Source organism: Pseudomonas fluorescens, from assembly GCF_001648775.1.
GTDB classification, from domain to species: Bacteria; Pseudomonadota; Gammaproteobacteria; order Pseudomonadales; family Pseudomonadaceae; genus Aquipseudomonas; species Aquipseudomonas fluorescens_M.
Genome location: NZ_LVEJ01000029.1, coordinates 40,455 through 61,713, shown reverse-complemented (window position 1 = coordinate 61,713; position 21,259 = coordinate 40,455). Strand labels below are relative to the sequence as shown.

At 59.9% G+C, this 21,259-nt stretch carries 23 protein-coding genes and 1 tRNA gene; 17 read left to right on the top strand and 7 right to left on the bottom strand.

What is annotated here, in order from left to right; genetic code table 11:
- Nucleotide 1: 1 nt before the first annotated feature.
- Complete coding sequence (locus A8O26_RS25605; protein WP_064120459.1) at nucleotides 2–904, bottom strand: TIGR01777 family oxidoreductase; 903 nt, start codon at nucleotides 902–904, stop codon at nucleotides 2–4.
- A gap of 197 nt (nucleotides 905–1,101) precedes the next feature.
- Between A8O26_RS25605 and A8O26_RS25600 the strand changes: the two genes are divergently transcribed.
- From A8O26_RS25600 to A8O26_RS25545, 12 genes are all read left to right on the top strand, one after another.
- The gene (locus A8O26_RS25600) at nucleotides 1,102–2,088 is read left to right on the top strand and encodes an NAD(P)/FAD-dependent oxidoreductase (protein ID WP_064120458.1); all 987 of its coding nucleotides are present in this window, start codon (nucleotides 1,102–1,104) and stop codon (nucleotides 2,086–2,088) included.
- Entirely contained in the window at nucleotides 2,085–2,300 is a 216-nt protein-coding gene (locus A8O26_RS25595; protein WP_064120457.1) for a TIGR02450 family Trp-rich protein, read from the top strand. Before A8O26_RS25600 ends, A8O26_RS25595 begins: the two co-directional genes overlap by 4 nt.
- A 221-nt stretch (nucleotides 2,301–2,521) precedes the next feature.
- Complete coding sequence (locus tag A8O26_RS25590) at nucleotides 2,522–3,484, top strand: YbgA family protein (protein ID WP_064120456.1); 963 nt, start codon at nucleotides 2,522–2,524, stop codon at nucleotides 3,482–3,484.
- Nucleotides 3,484–4,425 (top strand): MerR family transcriptional regulator, encoded by a 942-nt coding sequence (locus tag A8O26_RS25585; RefSeq protein WP_064120455.1) that lies wholly within the window; start codon nucleotides 3,484–3,486, stop codon nucleotides 4,423–4,425. The genes A8O26_RS25590 and A8O26_RS25585 overlap by 1 nt, the downstream gene beginning before the upstream one ends.
- Before the next feature lie 16 nt (nucleotides 4,426–4,441).
- On the top strand, nucleotides 4,442–5,887 hold the full coding sequence (phrB, locus tag A8O26_RS25580; protein ID WP_064120454.1) for a deoxyribodipyrimidine photo-lyase: 1,446 nt from the start codon (nucleotides 4,442–4,444) through the stop codon (nucleotides 5,885–5,887).
- Complete coding sequence (locus A8O26_RS25575) at nucleotides 5,880–6,302, top strand: nuclear transport factor 2 family protein (protein ID WP_064120453.1); 423 nt, start codon at nucleotides 5,880–5,882, stop codon at nucleotides 6,300–6,302. The genes phrB and A8O26_RS25575 overlap by 8 nt, the downstream gene beginning before the upstream one ends.
- Complete coding sequence (locus A8O26_RS25570) at nucleotides 6,299–7,081, top strand: SDR family NAD(P)-dependent oxidoreductase (protein WP_064120452.1); 783 nt, start codon at nucleotides 6,299–6,301, stop codon at nucleotides 7,079–7,081. Before A8O26_RS25575 ends, A8O26_RS25570 begins: the two co-directional genes overlap by 4 nt.
- On the top strand, nucleotides 7,078–8,325 hold the full coding sequence (locus A8O26_RS25565) for an NAD(P)/FAD-dependent oxidoreductase (RefSeq protein ID WP_064120451.1): 1,248 nt from the start codon (nucleotides 7,078–7,080) through the stop codon (nucleotides 8,323–8,325). Before A8O26_RS25570 ends, A8O26_RS25565 begins: the two co-directional genes overlap by 4 nt.
- Nucleotides 8,322–9,137: a DUF1365 domain-containing protein gene (locus A8O26_RS25560; protein ID WP_064120450.1), complete on the top strand. Its 816-nt coding sequence runs from the start codon at nucleotides 8,322–8,324 to the stop codon at nucleotides 9,135–9,137. Before A8O26_RS25565 ends, A8O26_RS25560 begins: the two co-directional genes overlap by 4 nt.
- On the top strand, nucleotides 9,124–10,389 hold the full coding sequence (locus A8O26_RS25555) for an SAM-dependent methyltransferase (RefSeq protein WP_064120449.1): 1,266 nt from the start codon (nucleotides 9,124–9,126) through the stop codon (nucleotides 10,387–10,389). Before A8O26_RS25560 ends, A8O26_RS25555 begins: the two co-directional genes overlap by 14 nt.
- Nucleotides 10,382–10,873, top strand: a complete 492-nt coding sequence (locus A8O26_RS25550) for a DUF2878 domain-containing protein (protein ID WP_064120448.1) — start codon at nucleotides 10,382–10,384, stop codon at nucleotides 10,871–10,873. Before A8O26_RS25555 ends, A8O26_RS25550 begins: the two co-directional genes overlap by 8 nt.
- Before the next feature lie 52 nt (nucleotides 10,874–10,925).
- Complete coding sequence (locus A8O26_RS25545; RefSeq protein WP_064120447.1) at nucleotides 10,926–11,231, top strand: YkgJ family cysteine cluster protein; 306 nt, start codon at nucleotides 10,926–10,928, stop codon at nucleotides 11,229–11,231.
- 131 nt (nucleotides 11,232–11,362) lie between these two features.
- On the opposite strand, the gene A8O26_RS25540 is transcribed toward A8O26_RS25545, so the two are convergent.
- From A8O26_RS25540 to hemA, 6 genes are all read right to left on the bottom strand, one after another.
- The gene (locus tag A8O26_RS25540) at nucleotides 11,363–11,881 is read right to left on the bottom strand and encodes an acyloxyacyl hydrolase (protein ID WP_064120446.1); all 519 of its coding nucleotides are present in this window, start codon (nucleotides 11,879–11,881) and stop codon (nucleotides 11,363–11,365) included.
- A gap of 112 nt (nucleotides 11,882–11,993) precedes the next feature.
- The gene (gene murI, locus A8O26_RS25535) at nucleotides 11,994–12,785 is read right to left on the bottom strand and encodes a glutamate racemase (RefSeq protein ID WP_064120445.1); all 792 of its coding nucleotides are present in this window, start codon (nucleotides 12,783–12,785) and stop codon (nucleotides 11,994–11,996) included.
- On the bottom strand, nucleotides 12,778–13,533 hold the full coding sequence (locus A8O26_RS25530) for a molybdopterin-synthase adenylyltransferase MoeB (protein WP_064120444.1): 756 nt from the start codon (nucleotides 13,531–13,533) through the stop codon (nucleotides 12,778–12,780). Before A8O26_RS25530 ends, murI begins: the two co-directional genes overlap by 8 nt.
- Nucleotides 13,527–14,357, bottom strand: a complete 831-nt coding sequence (gene prmC, locus A8O26_RS25525; protein ID WP_064120443.1) for a peptide chain release factor N(5)-glutamine methyltransferase — start codon at nucleotides 14,355–14,357, stop codon at nucleotides 13,527–13,529. The genes A8O26_RS25530 and prmC overlap by 7 nt, the downstream gene beginning before the upstream one ends.
- Nucleotides 14,358–15,440, bottom strand: a complete 1,083-nt coding sequence (prfA, locus tag A8O26_RS25520) for a peptide chain release factor 1 (protein ID WP_064120442.1) — start codon at nucleotides 15,438–15,440, stop codon at nucleotides 14,358–14,360.
- Nucleotides 15,437–16,723 (bottom strand): glutamyl-tRNA reductase, encoded by a 1,287-nt coding sequence (gene hemA / locus A8O26_RS25515; RefSeq protein WP_064120441.1) that lies wholly within the window; start codon nucleotides 16,721–16,723, stop codon nucleotides 15,437–15,439. The genes prfA and hemA overlap by 4 nt, the downstream gene beginning before the upstream one ends.
- A 182-nt stretch (nucleotides 16,724–16,905) precedes the next feature.
- On the opposite strand from hemA, the gene A8O26_RS25510 reads away from it, so the two are divergent.
- From A8O26_RS25510 to A8O26_RS25490, 5 genes are all read left to right on the top strand, one after another.
- Nucleotides 16,906–18,630 carry a tetratricopeptide repeat protein gene (locus tag A8O26_RS25510; RefSeq protein WP_064120440.1) on the top strand — a complete coding sequence of 575 codons (1,725 nt, stop codon included), beginning with the start codon at nucleotides 16,906–16,908 and terminating at the stop codon, nucleotides 18,628–18,630.
- Between the two features lie 3 nt (nucleotides 18,631–18,633).
- Nucleotides 18,634–19,251: a lipoprotein insertase outer membrane protein LolB gene (gene lolB, locus A8O26_RS25505; RefSeq protein ID WP_064120439.1), complete on the top strand. Its 618-nt coding sequence runs from the start codon at nucleotides 18,634–18,636 to the stop codon at nucleotides 19,249–19,251.
- A 3-nt stretch (nucleotides 19,252–19,254) separates the two neighbouring features.
- Nucleotides 19,255–20,106 (top strand): 4-(cytidine 5'-diphospho)-2-C-methyl-D-erythritol kinase, encoded by an 852-nt coding sequence (ispE, locus tag A8O26_RS25500; protein WP_064120438.1) that lies wholly within the window; start codon nucleotides 19,255–19,257, stop codon nucleotides 20,104–20,106.
- A 36-nt stretch (nucleotides 20,107–20,142) separates the two neighbouring features.
- Nucleotides 20,143–20,217, top strand: a tRNA-Gln gene (locus A8O26_RS25495).
- Nucleotides 20,218–20,262: 45 nt separating this feature from the next.
- Nucleotides 20,263–21,204, top strand: a complete 942-nt coding sequence (locus A8O26_RS25490) for a ribose-phosphate pyrophosphokinase (RefSeq protein ID WP_003171603.1) — start codon at nucleotides 20,263–20,265, stop codon at nucleotides 21,202–21,204.
- The last annotated feature ends 55 nt before the right edge of the window (nucleotides 21,205–21,259 follow it).

Below are 21,259 nucleotides of genomic sequence, written 5' to 3'. Positions count from 1 at the left end.
TTCAGAGGCGGCTGGAGAGATCATCCAGAGCCGCGCGTAAATCCGTGAACTGGAAAGTGAAACCCGCTTCCAGCAAGCGTGCCGGCATGGCCTTCTGGCCGCCAAGCAACAACAAAGACATCTCACCGAGGCCGACCTTCAGTGCCAGGGTCGGCATCGGCATGAACGCCGGGCGGTGCAACACGCTGCCCAGCGTTTTGGCAAATTCGCGATTGCGCACCGGTTGTGGCGCGCACGCATTATAAGGACCACTGGCCTGATCCCGGTGCAGAAGAAAATCAATCAGGGCGATTTGATCGTTGATATGAATCCACGGCATCCACTGCCGACCATTGCCCAAAGGCCCGCCAAGCCCGAGTTTGAACGGCAGCAACAACCGCGACAAAAAGCCGCCCTCAGCCGACAGCACCAGACCGGTTCGCACCAGCACCACACGAATGCCCTGCGCTTCGGCGCGCAGTGCGGTCTCTTCCCAGGCGATGCACAACTGACTGGCGAAGTCGTCGATTACCGGCGGCGAGTCTTCCGTCAGTTCACGCTCGCCGCCATCGCCGTACCAACCAATCGCCGAACCGGAGATCAACAGCGAAGGTTTTTGCGCGCGAGTTTCGAGCCAGGCCAACAACGTCTCCGTCAGTTTGATGCGACTGCTCCACAGCAACGCTTTGCGCCGATGGGTCCACGGCCGATCGGCAATCGGTGCGCCGGCAAGGTTGACGATGACGTCGACAGCTTCCTCGCCGAGATCTTCCAGACGTGCAATTCCACGCACCTGCGCACCGCAGATTTTCGCGACTTTTTCCGGCTTGCGACTCCACACGGTCAGCCGATGCCCCTGCCCTGACCAGTGCCGGCAGAGCTGACGTCCGATCAAACCAGTACCGCCGGTCAGCAATATGTGCATGACTTCTTCCTCGCGTGGCGTTTTACCCGGATCACTAGTCTATTTTTATAAACAGGGATCTTTTCGAACGGGCAGGCTCTATTGTTTAACCATAGGCCAAGCTGTCAGAACGAGAACGCTAGAAGTTATACCAAAAAACAAAATTGTACAGGTTTCAACCACGGCGTAGTCTGTACAGAAAGGTAAACGAGGCCCCTATGACTGTACCTATCGCAATCATCGGCACCGGCATCGCCGGACTCTCCGCCGCCCAGGCTCTGACAGAGACCGGGCACACCGTCCAGCTGTTCGACAAAAGCCGCGGCAGCGGCGGGCGCATGTCGAGCAAGCGCAGCGACGCCGGTTCGCTGGACATGGGCGCGCAATATTTCACCGCCCGTGATCGGCGATTCGTCACTGAAGTGCAGCGATGGCAAAGCCAGGGCTGGGTCGCCGAGTGGACGCCGCAGCTCTACACCTGCCAGGGCGGACAACTGAACCTGTCGCCCGACGAGCAGACCCGCTGGGTCGGTTCGCCGCGCATGAGTGCGATCACCCGTGGCTTGCTCGATGGCCTGGAAGTGCATTTCGCCTGCCGCATCACGGAAGTTTTTCGCGGTGAAGAGCACTGGCACTTGCAGGATGCCGAAGGCTTCACCCACGGCCCCTTCAGCCATGTGGTGATCGCCACGCCGGCACCGCAAGCGACCGCATTGCTGGCCGCCGCACCGAAACTGGCCGGCGCCGCCGCCGGGGTCAAAATGGACCCGACCTGGGCCGTCGCCCTCGCCTTCGAAACCCCGCTGGATACGCCCATCGAAGGTTGCTTCGTGCAGGACAGCCCGCTGGACTGGCTGGCGCGCAACCGCAGCAAACCCGGGCGCGACACCACCCTCGACACGTGGGTGCTGCACGCCACCAGTACTTGGAGCCGGCAACACATCGATCTGTCCAAAGAGGCCGTGATCGAGCAATTGCACGGCGCCTTCGCCGAGTTGCTGCACAACGCCATGCCCGCCCCCACGTTCAGCCTCGCGCACCGCTGGCTCTACGCTCGCCCGGCCACCAGCCACGAATGGGGCACACTGGCTGATGCCGATCTGGGCTTGTACGCCTGCGGCGACTGGTGCCTGTCCGGGCGTGTCGAAGGCGCCTGGCTCAGTGGCCAGGAGGCTGCACGACGCTTGCACGAACACCTGCAATGAATCGCATCAATCCTGGCAAATTGCTGCTGTCGAAATGGACAGCAGCGCACCCGCAAAATCGTGAAAAGCATTTTCTGGTCACCGAGTTGTTCCGTGATGAGGACGGCACGGTGCTGGAAATTGAATTGCAGGCGGTGCTCACCAAGCGCGCCGAACGCCTCGATTGGCAAACGCTACAAAACAACGCTGAATGGCTACAAGGCTGGAAATAACCACCGCCCCCTGTGGGAGCGAGCCTGCTCGCGAAAGCGGTGTATCCGCCAATGCATCTGTTGAATGTTAATCCGTTTGCGCGAGTAAGCTCGCCCACAGGGGATTAGCGCACAAACCGAAAAAACTTATACAAATAAATTGACTTGTATACCTTTGAATCTATGCTGAACCAATGTTGTACAGAGATAACTCTGTGTACAGGTTTAGATTCGAGGTGCTTATGTCCGACCTTCCTGCCGCCAAACCAAAAATTGCCATCAGCGCCTGCCTGATGGGCGCCGAGGTGCGCTACAACGGCGGGCACAAAGAATCGCGACTGTGCAGCCGCACCCTCTCTGAATATTTCGATTTCTCCCCGGTGTGCCCGGAAGTCGCCATCGGCATGGGTATTCCGCGCGAACCGATCCGGCTGGTCGGCGACCCGCAGCGTCCCGAGGCTATCGGTAGCGTTAACCCCGCGATCAACGTCACCCAACCGCTGGCCGAATACGGCGAGCAAATGGCCGCCGAACTCAATGACATCTGCGGCTACATCTTCATGCAGCAATCGCCGTCCTGCGGGCTGGAACGGGTCAAGGTCTATCACGCCAACGGCGCACCGGTGAATGGCGGCGGGCGTGGCATCTACGCTCAGGCCTTCTGTGCGCAGCATCCAGACTTACCGGTGGAAGAAGCCGGGCGCCTCAACGATCCGGTACTGCGCGAGAATTTCGTCACCCGCGTCTTCGCCTACAGCGCCTGGCAGCAATTGCTTGCGCAAGGCCTGAGCCGGCGGGCCCTGACCGAATTTCACTCGCGCTACAAATACCTGCTGATGGCGCACAACCCACTGCAATACAAAACCCTCGGCAAGCTGCTCGGCAACATGGCCCACAGTGACCCCGCAGAAATCGGCCCGCGTTACTTCAGTGAGCTGATGCAGGCGCTGAAAAAATGCGCCACGCGCGGCACCCACAGCAACGTCCTGCAGCACATCAGCGGTTACCTGAAACAGGCGATCAGCGCCGAAGACAAACAGGAAATGGTCCACGTCATCGGCCAGTACCGCCTCGGCATCGTGCCGCTGGTGGTACCGCTGACGCTGCTCAAGCATCACTTTCGCCAACACCCTGATCCGTACATCGCGCAACAGGTTTACCTGCAACCGCATCCGGAAAACCTCAGCCTGCGAAACGCCATCTAATGAACGACAAACCCGACAGCAGCGCCCAGGAAGACCTCGGCGCTGACTTCAAGAAAGCCCTCGACGAAGGCTGGCTGCCGATCCGCGAAGTGGCGCGGCAGACCGGCGTCAACGCGATCACCCTGCGCGCGTGGGAACGCCGCTACGGTTTGATCGTGCCGCAACGCACGCCCAAGGGCCATCGCCTGTACAGCGCCGAGCATGTACAACGGATTCTGGCCATCCTCACCTGGCTTAACCGGGGCGTTGCCGTGAGTCAGGTCAAGCCGCTGCTCGACTCCGCGCAAACGGTCCACGACGTGGTGGAAAACGATTGGCAACTGTTGCGCCAGACCTTGCTGACAGCCGTCAGTCAACTCAACGAACGCAACCTCGACGACAGCGTCAATCAGGCGATGGCGCTCTATCCGCCGCGCACGCTGTGCGAACAATTGCTGCTGCCGCTGCTGGCCGAACTCGAACAACGCTGGCAGGGCCAGTTCGGCGCGCAGATGGAGCGGGTGTTCTTTTTTTCCTGGTTGCGCAGCAAATTCGGCGCACGCATCTACCATAACAATCGTCAGTTACACACCGCGCCCTTGCTGTTGATCAACCATTCCGACCTGACACTGGAACCTCACCTGTGGCTATGCGCGTGGCTGATCAGCAGCGCGGATTGCCCGGTGCAGGTATTTGACTGGCCGTTGCCAGCGGGAGAAATGGCCCTGGCGGTTGAACATCTGCAGGCCCGTGGCGTACTGCTGTATTCCAGCAAAGCCATGCAAATTGCGCAGTTGCCGAAGCAATTGAGCGGCATCAGTTGTACAAAAATGCTTGTCGGACCAACGGTATGCATCCACCACGCCGAGTTGTCCGTAAGAACTGCCGAGATGACCGATTTGTACCTGGCTGAAGACGCGCTGTCGGCGCATCAGGTACTGGTTCAGCGTGGGCTGATTTAATGAAGGATTTGATCTCATGCAATTGATCTGGCTGCGCAGCGACTTGCGCCAACATGACAACACCGCGCTCGCGGCCGCGGCAGCCCGCGGCCCGACGGTGGCGGTGTATCTGTTGAGCCCACAGCAGTGGCTGGAACATGACGATGCACCGTGCAAGGTCGATTTCTGGTTGCGCAATCTGCAGCAACTGAGCAAAAGCCTCGGCGCACTAAACATTCCCCTGCTGATTCGCAGCGCTGAACATTGGGATCAAGCCCCGGCGGAACTGCTCAAACTCTGCCAGCAGTTGCAGATCGACGCGGTGCATGTCAACGAAGAGTACGGTGTCCACGAAAGCCGTCGCGATGCCCTGGTGGCCGAAACCCTCAAGGCCGAAGGCATCGATTTTTACAGCTACCTCGATCAGTTACTGTTCAAACCGGGCACGGTACTGACCAAAACCGGCACCTACTTTCAAGTGTTCAGTCAGTTCCGCAAGGTCTGCTATGAACGCCTGCACCGCTCGATGCCAGCCTTGGTAAAAGCCCCCGGCAAACAGGCCGCCCTGAAGCTGGCAAGCGATCCGATTCCCGACGCCGTCAAAGGCTTCGCCACCCCGAGCGAAGCGCTGCGCACCCTGTGGCCCGCCGGTGAAAAGGAAGCGCAACGCCGCCTCGACACCTTCGCCGACGCGCAGATCGATTACTACCAAAGCGAGCGCGACTTCCCGGCCAAACCCGGCACCAGCCAACTCTCGGCCTATCTCGCCGCCGGGGTGATTTCGCCGCGTCAATGCCTGCACGCAGCCCTGCAAAGCAATCAGGGCGAGTTCGAAAGCGGCAAGGTTGGCGCGGTCACCTGGATCAACGAACTGCTGTGGCGCGAGTTCTACAAACACATTCTGGTCGGCTATCCACGGGTGTCACGTCACCGCGCCTTTCGCCCGGAAACCGAAGCGCTGGCCTGGCGTGATGCGCCGGACGAACTGGCCGCCTGGCAAGAGGCGCGCACCGGTCTGCCGATCATCGATGCGGCCATGCGCCAACTGCTCGAAACCGGCTGGATGCACAACCGCCTGCGCATGGTCGTGGCGATGTTCCTGACCAAAAACCTGCTGATCGACTGGCGCGAAGGCGAACGCTTTTTCATGCGCCATTTGATCGACGGCGACTTGGCCGCAAACAACGGTGGTTGGCAGTGGAGCGCTTCGACCGGCACCGATTCGGCGCCGTATTTCCGCATCTTCAACCCGCTGAGCCAGTCGGAAAAATTCGACAGCGAAGGCCTGTTCATCAAGCACTGGCTGCCGCAACTGGCCGGGCTGAACAAGAAGGAAATACACAACCCGGCTAACCTCGGCGGGCTGTTTGGCGTCGCCGATTACCCATCGCCCATCGTCAACCTCAGTGCCTCACGCGAGCGCGCCTTGGCGGCGTTCAAGAACCTGCCTTCGCGCGCCGCGACAGGAGGCGCAGATGAGTGAATTCCTGCGCCGCTTCGCTCAACAATTCTGCGAGTTGAACAAAGACAACCTGCACCGCTTGGGCGAGCTGTACAGCGATGACATTCACTTCACTGACCCGTTGCACGAAGTGCAGGGGCTGGCGCAGTTGCGCGACTATTTCCAGGCGCTGTACGCCAACGTCAGCGAGCTGCGTTTCGATTTTCATGGGTACGACCAGGTTGGCGAGGGCGAAGGTTACCTGCGCTGGGTCATGAGTTATCGCCATTCGCGCCTGGCCGCTGGCCAGGTGATTCGCGTCAGCGGCTGTTCGCATCTGCTATGGCACGACAAGGTTTATCGCCACCGGGACTATTTCGATGCCGGGGCGCTGTTGTATGAGCATTTACCCGTATTGGGCCGGGTTATCGCCTGGCTAAAAAGGAGAATGGGATGAGTCGTACACCTCCACGGCGCTATTGGTTGACCGGGGCCAGCAGTGGCATCGGCGCGGCGCTGGCTGAAGAAATCCTCAAGACCGGTGCACATCTGGCCGTGAGTGCGCGTCAGGTGCCGCCACTCAAAGTGTTGTCGCTGCGTTACCCCGGCCAGGTATTGGTGGTGCCGGGGGATTTGACCAACAGTCAGACCGTCCGCGAAATCGGCGAGCAGATCAGCGAGGACTGGGGATCGCTGGACTCGGTGATCCTCAATGCCGGCACCTGTGAATACGTCGATGCCAAGCAGTTCGATGCCTCGATCGTCGAACATGTGGTGCGCACTAATCTGCTCGCCAGCAGCTATTGCATCGAAGCCGCCCTGCCGTTGTTGCGCAAAGGCACTGCGCCGCATCTGGTCGGCGTGGCCAGTTCGGTGACGTATCTGCCACTGCCCAGAGCCGAAGCTTACGGTGCATCGAAGGCCGGGCTGCGCTATCTGTTCGAATCGTTGCGCATCGATCTGGCGGACGAAGGCATTGAAGTCACCGTGGTCAGCCCGGGTTTCGTCGAAACCCCGCTGACCGCCAAAAACGATTTCCCGATGCCGCTGAGCTGGCCTGTGGATAAAGCCGCGCGGCACATCTTCGCCAAGCTCAAGGATCGGCCACTGGAAATCGCCTTCCCGGCACTGTTCATGGCCGCGCTGTGGCCGTTGTCGAAACTCCCGGCCCGCGCACAACTGGCGATTGGCAAGCGCATGGTGCGCAAGCCGCCACCGCTGCAGGATCCAGCGTGAAAATCGCCATCGTCGGCAGCGGGATAGCGGGGCTCACCTGCGCCTACCTGCTCAATCGCCGCCACGACGTCACGGTGTTCGAGGCCAGTGACTGGGTCGGCGGCCACACGCACACGGTCGAGGTGACGGTCGACGGTCGCCAGTACGCGGTGGACACTGGGTTCATCGTGTTCAACGACTGGACCTATCCGAACTTCATTCGCCTGCTCGACCAGCTTGGCGTGCCGTTCAAGGCCACCGAAATGAGTTTTTCGGTGACCGACCCGGACACCGGCCTGGAATACAACGGCAACAACCTCAACAGCCTGTTCGCCCAGCGCAGCAATCTGTTCTCGCCCGGCTTCTGGGGCATGTTGCGCGACATTCTGCGCTTCAATAAAGAAGCCCAGCGTGACCTCGCCGAACTGCGCATTTCCAGCGACATGACCCTCGACGATTACTTGAAAGCAGGCAACTACGGCGAGCGTTTCATCCTCCATTACATCGTGCCGATGGGTGCGGCGATCTGGTCGATGCCGATGGCCGAGATGCTCAACTTCCCGCTGCAATTCTTCGTGCGCTTCTTCAAGAATCACGGATTGTTGTCGGTCAGCAACCGCCCGCAATGGCGCGTCATCGAGGGCGGTTCCAGTGCCTACATCGCACCACTGACAGCTTCGTTCAAAGAAAACATTCGCCTCAACTGCGCGGTGACCCGGGTTGATCGCGATGAACACGGCGTGGTTATCCACAGCCCGGCGGGCATCGAGCATTTCGACAAAGTGGTGTTCGCCTGCCACAGCGATCAAGCGTTGCAACTGCTGGCGATCCCGAGCGATGCCGAACGGGCGATTCTCGGCGCCCTGCCCTACGCCGACAATGAAGTGGTGCTGCACACCGACACGCGCCTGCTGCCCAGTCGCAAACTGGCCTGGGCCAGTTGGAACTATCGCCTCAGTGGCGCCGGCCATACCCACGCCGCCGTCACCTATGACATGAACATTCTGCAAGGCATTCAGAGCGACACCACGTTCTGCGTCAGCCTCAATCAGAGCGCCGGCATCAGCCCGGCCCAAGTGCTCGCCAGATACACCTACGCTCACCCGCAATACAGCCTCGCGGCGGTGGCGGCACAACATCGCTGGGCAGAACTGGACGGCGCGCAGCACACCCACTATTGCGGCGCCTACTGGGCCAATGGTTTTCATGAAGACGGCGTGGTCAGCGCGTTGCGCGTGGCGTCGGCGTTCGGGGAAACCTTATGAACAGCGCCCTCTACAGCGGCTGGATCGGCCATCGACGCTTTTCGCCGCGCCCGCATGCGTTTCGCTACAAGATCGGTTTGCTCTACCTCGATCTGAGCGAACAGGACGCGGTGCTGGCGTTGTCGCCATTGGCGGGGCGCAGCCGCTTTGCGCCGTTCTCCTTTCGCGAGACCGACTACCTGAAGACCTTCACCGGTCGAGGTGTGCGTTTGATCGATGCCGTGCGCCGGCAGGTTGGTGCCGCCATCGGCCATGAGCCGCAAGGCGCGATTTGCCTGCTGACCCAGGCCCGCAGTTGGGGCTTGTCGTTCAACCCGGTGAGTTTCTTTTATTGCCACGAGGCTGACGGGCAACTGGCGGCGATTGTCTGCGAGGTCACCAATACCCCGTGGCGCGAGCGCTACCACTATGTGCTGCCGGCGCGTACGCCCGCCAACCTGCAGGATTTTCATCAGCACTTCGCCGTGGCCAAGGCGTTTCACGTCTCGCCGTTTCTGCCACGCGATCTCGAATACCGCATGAGCTTCAGTCCCGCCGCGCAAAACCTCGGCGTGCACATGGCTGACTGGCAGGGCGAGGACAAACTGTTCGACGCCACGCTCAATCTGCAGCGCGAAACCCTCGATCGCCAGAGCCTGCATCGGTATTTGCGCCGCTTCCCGTGGATGACCGCGAAAACCGCCTTGGCGATCTACTGGCAAGCGCTGCGACTGCTGCTCAAACGCGCACCGATTTTTGCTCATCAGGCTGCCGACGGCAGCTTTCAAACCGCCACTGTGCCTCCCAAGGAGCACCGCCATGAAATCCTCTAGCCTGTCGGTCAGTCGGCTCAGCACTAACGGTTTGACCGGTTCGCTGTTGCGCCGGGGCGTATTGCGCCAGTTAGGCCAGCTCAAACACGGGCAACTGTTGGTGGTCGAGGATGGCGAACGCCTGATGTTCGGCACCCCGGGCAGCCCGTTGCTCGGGGAAATTCATGTGGCCGATCCGGCCGTCTGGGGCATGGTCGCCGGCAACGGTTCCATCGGCGCTGGCGAGGCGTTTATCCACGGCTACTGGAGTTCGCCGGACCTGACCGCAGTGGTGCGCGTGTTTGTCAGTAACCTTGAGGTGCTCGACGCGATGGAGGGCGGTCTGGCCCGCCTCGGCCGGCCGTTGGTGCAAGGCTTGCACTGGCTCAACCGCAACACGCGCAAGGGCTCGCAGAAAAACATCGCCGCGCATTACGACCTCGGCAATGATCTGTTCGAGCAGTTTCTCGACCCGACCATGATGTATTCGGCGGCGCAATTCCTCACCCCTGAAGACAGCCTCGAACAGGCGCAACTGAACAAGCTGGAGCGGATCTGCCAGAAACTCGCGCTCAAGCCCGGCGACCATTTGCTCGAGATCGGCACCGGTTGGGGCAGCATGGCGCTCTACGCCGCGCAACATTACGGCTGCCGCGTGACCACCACGACCCTGTCGAAAGAGCAGTACGCGTTTACCGCGCAACGCATTGAACAACTCGGTTTGCAGGATCAGGTCACGCTGTTGCTCAAGGACTACCGCGACCTCACTGGCGAGTACGACAAACTGGTGTCGATCGAGATGATCGAAGCGGTCGGTCATCGCTTCCTGCCGACCTACTTCAAACAGTGCGCGCACCTGCTCAAGAGCAACGGCCTGATGCTGATTCAGGCGATCACCATTCGTGAGCAGCGCTATGAACAGGCCAAGCGCGGCGTCGATTTCATCCAGCGGTACATCTTCCCCGGCGGCGCCCTGCCCTGCGTGCAGAAGATGCTCGAAGTGGTCAGCCGCGACACCGATATGAACCTGCTGCACATGGAAGATTTTGGCCTGCATTACGCGCGTACACTGCGCTTGTGGCACGAGAACTTCCGTCGCGCCCATGGCCGTTTGAGCGAGTTGGGTTACGACGACTATTTCCTGCGGCTGTGGGAGTTTTACCTGTGCTACTGCGAGGGCGGCTTCCTCGAACGCACCATCGGCACGGCGCAACTGTTGCTGGCCAAACCGGCCGCGATGCCCGCACCGTTGCTCGGCCGCTTCGATGCTTGAGCGTGTCGCCAATGCCGTTTTGTTCCAGATTGGCTGGCTGACCTGCGTGCTCGGCGGCAACAGCTTGTGGTTGCTGCTGGCGTTGGCGGTGCTGGTGATTCATCTGCGCTGGATCAGCAGTTGGGCGGCCGAGGGCCGTTTGATGTTGAGCGTGGTGATTGTCGGCACGGCGGTCGATAGCATTTTGCGCGCGGCGGGTGTGTTCGAATTTCAGGACCTGTCGCCGCTGATTCCGTTGTGGCTAATGTTGCTGTGGGCGTTGCTCGCGACCACCTTGCGTCATTGCCTGGCCTGGAGCGCGCGGCCCTGGTGGCTGGCGAGTGCACTCGGTGCTGTTGGCGGGGCGTTGTCGTACTACGGCGGCGGGCGACTGGCCGGTGTGGCTTTTCCCTACGGCGAGTGGCCGACGCTGATCGGCATCGGCCTGCTCTGGGCGCTGCTGTTTCCGTTGCTGCATGTGATGGCTCGGCGCTTAAGTCAGTGAGCGTCTGTCAGACCTTTCACACACGCCTCGGTCGCTGCCTTACACTGGCGCCATGAAAACCATCCCCCACCAGCAAATCGCCGAACCGGCCGTTACCTGCTCGACCTGCGCAGCCTGCTGCTGTCAGCTCGAAGTGATGCTGATCACCGACACCGGCGTGCCTGATCGCTTTATCGATACCGATGAGTGGGGCGGTGAAGTGATGCTGCGTCTGGACGATGGCTGGTGTGCAGCGCTGGATCGCGACAGCATGATGTGCACGATCTATGAGAAACGTCCGCTGATCTGCCGCGAGTTCGAAATGGGCGCGCCGGAATGCATTGAAGAGCGCAAAGGCATCACGACCGCTTACCGCTGACCTCAAGAACACCCCAAACCAAATGTGGGAGCGAGCCTGCTCGCGAAAGCGCTCTTCAATTCAACATCTTCGTTGAATGTGAAATAGCTTTCGCGAGCAGGCTCGCTCCCACAGGGTCAGGTGTGTATCAGTTAGAGCGGCATCGTGTAATGCAGCGAGTAACTTTCTACACCGTCGTTACTGCTGGCCAGACCGGCGTTGGAATAGTGCGTCGCACGGATCCCGACTTCATGTCCGCCATTGAAACGCAGACCAAAACCGAAGCGGTCTTCGAACTGGAAAGAGCCGCCCAGATTGTTGGATTCGTACTTGGTGTTAGAGAAGGCCGCCACACCAATCCCCGCCTCGACATACGGTTTCACCGATTGACCGGCAAATTCGTAAACAAAGACCGGCGAGAACGACAGGCTGTTGTTACTGGAGGTCTTGTCGCCTTCCCAGTAGGTGTAGGCGCCGCTCCAGTAACCGGTCAGGCGACCAACGTCACTCTGCAGCCAGCTCTTGTCCCAGTCGAAATTCATGCCCAGGCGGTATGTCATCGTCGAGTCGCTGGTGGCCCCCACTGCGAACTCCACGCCTGCCGCTTGTGCAGTAAAACTTTGCCCCATCAGTGCGGCCGCAATCGCGGCCAAGCAGAATAGTCGCTTCACGTTGAAACTTCCTTTTCCGGAACGATCGTTTGGTTTTCTAGGTAACTCTTCGCTATAGAAGCTAGCGCCTGCTCAGAAGTTCAGCTGATTTTTTAGTTATTTCACAATTTTTTTACAAGTCGAAGTTTTGCACTTCGCCAGCGTTTTGTCCCAGCAGCGGCAAGATGTTTTTCAAGTACGCAGGATCAGCGCTGGTCCAGAATCTGACCGGCTGGTTCGGGCCGGCAGCGAGTAAATCGCGCTCCGCCAAAAGCCGCTGCAGTTGCCGCGCCACGGCAGCGCCGGTATCGATCAGGCTGATGTCCTCGGGGAGCATCGACTTGAGCATCGGCTTGAGAAAGGGATAGTGCGTGCAACCAAGAATAATCGTGTCGCAACCGCTGGCCAGCAGCGGCTCGACATACCCCTGCAGCAACTGGCGCAGCTCGGCGCTGTGCAGATCGCCGCTTTCAATCAGCTCGACCAGACCGGGGCACGGCTGGGTAACCACGCGCACGTCGGTGGCGAAGCGATCAAGCAGCGCGGCGAACTTGGCGCTCTGCAACGTCCCGGTAGTGGCGAGCACGCCGACCACCCCGCTGCGTGTCGCGGCTGCCGCCGGTTTGACCGCAGGCTCCATGCCGACCAGCGGCCAGTCGGGAAAATCACGGCGTAGATCGGCGACACCTGCGACCGTCGCGGTATTACACGCGATGACCAAGGCCTTGGCGCCCTGCTCGCGGAAAAACCCGGCCATCACGCTGCAGCGCTGGCGGATGAACTCCGGGGTTTTCTCACCGTAGGGAATGTGCCCGCAATCGGCGACATAGAGCAGCGATTCATTGGGCAGCAAGCGCTGGATTTCTGCCAGGACCGACAAGCCGCCGACACCGGAGTCGAATACGCCGATCGGCGCTTCACGCATGGCGCGAACCACAGACGCTGCAACCCGGATCACGCTTGACCCGCAGCTCACGGAAACGCGACCCCAAGGCATCGATCAACAGCAAGCGCCCCACCAGCGGTTCACCGAAACCGACCAAGACCTTCAAGGCCTCAAGCGCTTGCAGGCTGCCGACCAGACCGACCAGCGGCCCGACCACACCGGCCTCGCTGCAGGTCAGTTCAGCTTCGCTGCCGTGGCCGTATAAACAGTGGTAACACGGGCTCTCGGCGCGACGCGGATCGAACACCGACAACTGCCCTTCCAGACGAATCGCCGCGCCGCTGACCAACGGTTTGCACGCGGCCACACAGGCAGCGTTGACCGCTTCGCGGGTGGAAAAGTTATCGGAACAGTCGAGCACCAGATCCACCGCCGCCACGGCAGCCGCGAGAGAATCCTCGTCCAGCGCCTGACGATGGGCGATCAATTGAATCTCTGGGTTGATCGCACTCAAACGCTTGAGCGCCGAATCGACCTTGCTCATCCCGACGCTGTCGGTGTCATGAATGATCTGGCGTTGCAGGTTGGTCAGGTCGACCGTGTCGAAATCCGCCAGATGCAACTCGCCGACACCCGCCGCCGCCAGATACAAGGCAACCGGCGCGCCGAGACCGCCGAGGCCGACGATCAACACGCGACTGTCTTTGAGCTTCAATTGCCCGTCGATATCGATGTGTTGCAGCAGAATCTGCCGGCTGTAGCGCAGCAATTCCTGATCATTCAGCACGGCAGGCGTCCCAGACTGATGCGTTGATGGCCGCCCAGATCGGTGCGGCTGTGGACTTCTTCAAAACCGCGCGTCAGCAGCAGATCGCGCACGGCTTCGGCTTGATCATAGCCGTGTTCGAGCATCAGCCAGCCACCGGTCTGCAGATGCTCCGGTGCCTGGGCGACGATCAGACGCAGATCGTCGAGCCCGTCTTCACCGGCGACCAGTGCGCTGGCCGGTTCGAAGCGCACATCGCCTTCGACCAGATGCGGATCGGCGGCGGCAATGTACGGCGGGTTACTGATGATCAACTGGAAACGCTGACCTGCCAGCGCGCTAAACCAATGGCTGCTCAGCACGGTGGCGTTGTTCAAATGCAGGCGCTGACGATTACGCTCGGCCAAGGCAACGGCTTCGAGCACGCGATCCACCGCAGTGACTTTCCACGCCGGACGTTCGCTGGCCAAAGCCAACGCAATTGCGCCACTGCCAGTGCCGAGATCGAGCACTTTCGCCGGGGTCGCGGGCAGCAATTCCAGCGCCGCTTCCACTAGCAGTTCAGTGTCCGGGCGCGGGATCAGCGTGTGCGGTGCGACTTCCAGATCGAGTTTCCAGAAACCTTGCTGGCCGAGAATGTAGGCCACCGGCTCGCCGCCACGACGACGTTGCAGGTACTCGGCAAACGTCAGCGCCGCCTCACTCGGCACGATGCGCTCGGGCCAGGTGTGCAGAAAACTGCGCGACTTGCCCAGCGCAGCGGCCAGAAGCAATTCGGCATCCAGACGCGCCGTCGGTGAATCCGGCAGTTCGGCGGCGCGCAACAGGCTGGCAATGATGGTCATTTATTCACCTATCGCGGCGAGTTGGTCAGCCTGGTATTCGGCCAGCAACGGCTCGATTACCGCTTCAACGCCACCGGCAAGAATTTCATCCAGCGAGTACAGGGTCAGGTTGACGCGATGGTCGGTGACCCGGCCCTGGGCATAGTTGTAGGTGCGGATACGCTCGGAACGGTCGCCGGAACCAACGAGCAATTTACGCTCGCTGGCGATGGCATTGGCCGCCGCGGCGGTTTGCTGATCGTTGAGCTTGGCCGACAGCCAGGCCATCGCCCGGGCACGGTTCTTGTGCTGGGAACGTTCTTCCTGACACTCGACGACGGTGCCGGTCGGTATGTGCGTGATGCGGATCGCCGAATCGGTGGTGTTGACGTGCTGACCACCGGCCCCGGAGGAACGGTAAGTGTCGACGCGCAAATCCGCCGGGTTGATCTCGATGGCTTCGCGCTCGTCCGGCTCGGGCAACACCGCGACGGTGCAGGCCGAGGTGTGGATACGGCCCTGGGATTCGGTGGCGGGTACGCGCTGTACGCGGTGCGCCCCGGATTCGAACTTCAGCTTGCCGTAGACGTTGTCGCCTTCAATGCGCGCGATGACTTCTTTATAGCCACCGTGTTCGCCTTCGTTTGCCGAAAGAATCTCGACACGCCAGCCACGACGCTCGGCATAACGCGAGTACATGCGGAACAGGTCGCCGGAAAAGATCGCCGCCTCGTCACCACCGGTGCCGGCGCGAATTTCGAGGTACACGTTGCGCCCGTCATTCGGATCCTTGGGCAGCAACATGCGTTGCAGATCGTCTTCCAGGGTCACCAGCAATTCTTTGGCTTCGCGGACTTCTTCCACGGCCATTTCGCGCATGTCCGGGTCGTTGTCCTTGAGCAGCGCCTGCGCGCCTTCAAGATCGCTTTGTACGCCGAGCAGCTTTTTATAGGCGTGTACGACCGGCTCGAGTTCGGCGTATTCCTTGGAATAGGCGCGGAATCTGGTTTGATCGGCAATGACTTCGCCGTCGCCGAGCAGCGCGGTCAGTTCCTCGAATCGGTCCTGGAGCACATCCAGCTTATTGAGCAGTGACGCTTTCATTGCGGTTTTTTATCCGAAAAGCTATCCGGTGAGCCCTCAAGGGCAAAGAGTTCCTGGGCCATGGCCAGCGCATCGAGGCGGCCTTCGGCAGAAAGCTTTTTCAGTTGCACGCTGGGCGCGTGCAACAGTTTATTGGTCAGGCCACGGGCCAATTGCCCGAGCACCTCTTCGGCGTTGCCGCCATTGGCCAGCAGGCGCAGGGCTTTTTGCAGCTCCTCATCGCGCAGGCGTTCGCTCTGTTGACGATAGGCCTTGAGCACGTCGACCGCCGCCAGCTCGCGCAGGCGCACCATGAAATCGTCGGCACCGACCGACACCATCTCTTCGGCCGCTTGCGCGGCACCCTGACGGCTCTTGAGGTTTTCGGCGACCACTTCGTGGAGATCGTCGACGCTGTAGAGGTAAACGTCGTCCAACTCGCCGACTTCCGGCTCGATGTCGCGGGGAACGGCAATGTCGACCATGAAAATCGGTTTGTGCTTGCGCAGCTTCAATGCGCTCTCGACCGCGCCCTTGCCAAGAATCGGCAACTGACTGGCGGTGGAACTGATAACGATGTCACTGCGCACCAGTTCGGCCGGGATGTCCGAGAGCAACACCGCGTGGGCGCCGAACTGTTCGGCCAGCAGACTGGCGCGTTCAAGGGTGCGGTTGGCAACGACGATGCGCTTGACGCCCAGCTCGTGCAAATGGCGGGCGACCAGGGTGATGGTCTCGCCTGCGCCGATCAACAGAGCCTGGCTGCGCTGCAAATCACTGAAAATCTGTTTCGCCAGGCTTACCGCGGCAAACGCCACGGAAACCGGGTTTTCACCGATCGCCGTGTCGGTGCGCACCTGCTTGGCGGCATTGAACGTTGCCTGGAATAGCCGCCCCAACAGCGGGCCGATGGTGCCGGCCTCGCGGGCCACGGCGTAGGCCGACTTCATCTGACCGAGAATCTGCGGTTCACCGAGCACCAGCGAGTCGAGCCCGGAGGCGACGCGCATCATGTGACGAACTGCCGCATCATCTTCATGCACATAAGCACTCGCGCGCAGCTCATCGAGGCTTAAATGGTGATAGTCGGCCAGCCAGCGCAGCACGATATCGGCAGAAAGCTGATCCTGTTCTATATAAAGCTCACTGCGATTGCAGGTGGAGAGGATCGCGGCTTCGCGGCTGTCGGTCAGTCGGCAGAGCTGCTGCAAGGCCTCCACCAGCTGTTCAGGAGTAAAAGCCACGCGCTCGCGGACGTCTACTGAAGCAGTCTTGTGGTTGATACCGAGTGCAAGGAAGGCCATTCAAGGTCGCTGATGGTGACGTGAAGCCGGCAATTGTCCACCTTCGAAAGATTCAGAACAACTACCGCTGACTATTGTCCCAATCGTCAGCCCCTATAATGGGCACAATTGAGTCTCGGTTATGTTTGGCCGAAGGCTTGTGTCATGATGATCCGACCGCAGGTTAGTCGTCCTCTTCCTATATGAATAGATCTTCCGCGTTGCTCCTCGCTTTTGTCTTCCTCAGCGGCTGCCAGGCCTTGGCCCCCGTGTCGCCGGACGGTACGTCGCCGGTTGAAGACACCACGCCCGCGCCTGAAAAACCCAAGGTTTACAGCTCGTTCAGCGAAGAAACCGTTTTCAGCCTGTTGAGCGCCGAACTCGCCGGCCAGCGCAATCGTTTCGACATTGCCTTGGACAACTACGTGACCCAGGCCATCAATACCCAGGATCCGGGCGTCTCCGAACGCGCCTTCCGTATCGCCGAATATCTGGGCGCCGATCAACCGGCCCTCGATACCGCGCTGATCTGGGCGAAAAACGCTCCGGACGACCTCGAAGCGCAACGCGCCGCTGCCGTGCAACTGGCGCGCGCCGGGCGTTATGACGACTCCATGGTCTATATGGAGAAAGTCCTGCAGGGCAAGGGCGACACCCATTTCGATTTTCTCGCGCTGTCGGCGGCGGATACCGATCAGGAAACCCGCAACGGTCTGATGAAAAGTTTCGACCGCTTGCTGCAGCGTCATCCGAACAACAGCCAACTGATTTTCGGCAAGGCCCTGCTTTTGCAGCAGGATGGCGACAACAAGGCAGCACTGGCCCTGCTCGAAGACAATCCACCGGAAGACGGTGAGATTGCTCCGATTCTGCTGCGCGCACGCCTGCTTCAGTTGCTCAACCGTGGCGACGAAGCCCTGCCGCTGCTGCAAAAAAGCATCAAGAAGTACCCGGACGACAAGCGCCTGCGCCTGACTTACGCGCGCATGCTGGTCGAACAGGACCGCATGGACGACGCCAAGGCCGAGTTCTCCAGCCTCGTTCAGCAATACCCGGAAGACGACGAGTTGCGTTACTCGCTGGCGCTGGTCTGCCTGGAAGCCAAAGCCTGGGACGAGGCCAAAGGTTATCTGGAAGACTTGATCGCCCGGGAAAGCCACGTCGATTCGGCACACCTGAATCTGGGCCGCATCGCCGAAGAGCGCAATGACCCGCAAGGCGCCCTCATCGAATACGCCCAGGTCGGCCCGGGCAACGATTATCTGCCGGCGCAATTGCGTCAGGCCGATATTCTGATGAACAACGGCAAGACCGCTGAAGCGCAAAGCAAACTCGCCGCCCAGCGTGATGAGCAACCGGATTACGCGATTCAGTTGTACCTGATCGAATCGGAAACCCTGTCGGCCAACAAACAGGACGACAAAGCCTGGAAAGTCCTGCAACAAGCTTTGCAGCAATACCCGGACGATCTGAATCTGCTTTACACCCGGGCGATGCTCGCGGAAAAACGCAATGACCTGGCGCAGATGGAAAAAGATCTGCGCCTGATCATCAAGCGCGATCCGGACAACGCCATGGCGCTGAACGCCTTGGGCTACACCCTGTCCGATCGCACCACACGCTACGCTGAAGCGAAAGCGCTGATCGAACAGGCGCATCAGATCAATCCGGAAGATCCGGCCGTACTCGACAGCCTCGGCTGGGTGAATTACCGCATGGGCAATCTGGATGACGCCGAGAAATATCTGCGTCAAGCACTGGAGCGTTTCCCTGATCACGAAGTCGCCGCCCACCTCGGTGAAGTGTTGTGGACCAAGGGCAACCAACGCGAAGCCAAACAAATCTGGGGCAAATTCCTCAAGGATCAGCCCGACAGCACCATTCTGCGCAGCACCATCAAGCGCCTGACCGGATCCGAGACTCTTTAACTCATGTTTTTGCGCCACGTTATTGTTTTCAGCTTCATCGCCCTGCTCGCCGGCTGCTCGGGTTTTGGCACTCGCGAATCGGTCGAGGGCCACGGCAGCCCGGCTCAATGGGCCGCGAACAAACAGCAACTGACCGGCCTCGACGGCTGGCAGATCGACGGCAAGATCGGCATCCGTGCGCCAAAGGATTCCGGTAGCGGCACGCTGTTCTGGCTGCAACGTCAGGACTACTACGACATTCGCCTGTCCGGCCCGCTGGGTCGTGGCGCGGCACGCCTGACCGGGCGTCCGGGCAAGGTGTCACTGGAAGTCGCCAATCAGGGCCGCTACGAATCGCAATCGCCGGAAGCTTTGCTCGAAGAGCAGCTTGGCTGGAAGTTGCCGGTGTCGAATCTGGCCTGGTGGGTACGTGGCCTGCCGGCTCCAGACACTAAAAGTCGCCTGAATCTGGACGCCAACAGCCGTTTGGCCAGCCTTGAACAGGATGGCTGGAAAGTCGAATACACCGCTTACACCGAACAGAATGGTTACTGGTTGCCTGAGCGCATCAAGCTGCACGGCACCGACCTCGACGTGACGCTGGTGATCAAGACCTGGCAACCGCGCAAGCTGGGGCAATAACGCATGACCGCTGCACGTCTGACGCTGCCCTCGCCAGCCAAACTCAATCTGATGCTGCATATTCTCGGTCGTCGTGAAGACGGTTATCACGAGTTGCAGACTTTGTTTCAGTTTGTCGATTACGGCGATGAAATCACCTTTGCCGTGCGCGATGACGGCGTGATTCAGTTGCACACCGAATTCGAAGGCGTGCCTCACGACAGCAACCTGATCGTGCGCGCGGCGAAAATGCTCCAGCAACAATCCGCTTGCCCGCTCGGCATCGACATCTGGATTGATAAAGTCCTGCCCATGGGCGGCGGCATCGGTGGCGGCAGTTCGAATGCTGCGACGACTTTGCTCGGCCTGAATCATTTGTGGCAGCTGGGTTGGGATGAAGATCGCCTGGCCGCACTGGGCCTGACGCTTGGCGCTGACGTGCCGGTATTCGTCCGTGGCCATGCGGCGTTTGCCGAGGGCGTGGGCGAGAAACTCACCCCGGTGGATCCCGAAGAACCGTGGTATCTGGTGCTCGTGCCGCAAGTCTCTGTTAGTACGGCAGAAATTTTTTCCGATCCTTTGTTGACACGTAACACGCCGCCCATTAAAGTGCGCCCCGTTCCCGAGGGAAACAGTCGAAATGACTGCTTGCCGGTGGTTGCAAGGCGTTATCCAGAAGTACGTAACGCATTGGATTTGTTAGGTAAATTTACCGAAGCAAAACTCACCGGAACTGGAAGTTGTGTGTTTGGGGGCTTCCCAAGCAAAGCTGAAGCTGATAAAGTCTCGGCCCTTCTGACAGAGACCCTTACAGGGTTTGTAGCGAAAGGCAGCAACGTTTCGATGTTGCACCGCAAGCTGCAAAGTCTGCTCTAAAGGAACCAAGTGCTCGGCACTTGATGCAACAGATACAGGGGCGTCGCCAAGCGGTAAGGCAGCAGGTTTTGATCCTGCCATGCGTTGGTTCGAATCCAGCCGCCCCTGCCATTTTCTATACTCATCCAGGTTACCCTCAGCCTCTAGGTACTGCGCGTGTCCAAGATGATGGTCTTTACGGGGAACGCTAACCCCGATCTGGCTCGGCGTGTTGTACGTCAGCTGCATATCCCTCTCGGTGACATCTCTGTCGGTAAGTTCTCCGACGGCGAAATTACTGCCGAGATCAATGAAAACGTTCGCGGTAAAGACGTTTTCATTATTCAGCCGACTTGCGCTCCGACTAACGATAACCTGATGGAACTGGTAGTGATGGCTGATGCCTTCCGCCGCTCCTCGGCTACTCGTATCACTGCTGTTATTCCTTATTTTGGTTATGCCCGTCAGGATCGCCGTCCGCGTTCCGCACGTGTGGCTATCAGCGCGAAAGTCGTCGCTGACATGCTTACCGTAGTCGGCATCGACCGTGTTCTCACGGTTGATCTGCATGCTGACCAGATTCAGGGTTTCTTCGATATTCCGGTAGATAATATCTACGGCTCCCCGGTTCTGGTGGATGACATTGAAGATCAGCGCTTCGAAAACCTGATGATCGTGTCCCCGGACATTGGTGGCGTCGTGCGAGCACGTGCCGTTGCCAAATCCCTGGGCGTGGACCTCGGGATCATCGACAAACGCCGTGAGAAAGCCAATCACTCTGAAGTGATGCATATCATCGGTGATGTCGAAGGGCGTACCTGTATTCTGGTCGATGACATGGTCGATACCGCCGGCACTCTGTGCCACGCGGCCAAGGCCCTGAAAGAGCATGGCGCAGCCAAGGTCTTTGCCTACTGCACACACCCTGTGCTGTCGGGTCGGGCCATCGAGAATATCGAAAATTCCGTGCTGGACGAGCTGGTGGTGACGAACACCATCCCGCTGTCCGCTGCAGCACAAGCCTGTGCACGTATCCGTCAACTGGATATCGCACCGGTTGTTGCCGAAGCGGTTCGCCGCATCAGCAATGAAGAATCGATCAGCGCGATGTTCCGTTAAGGGCCCTGCCCTTCGCGAAATGTCTCGTTGACGAAAAGCGCCCCGCCCCGGCATT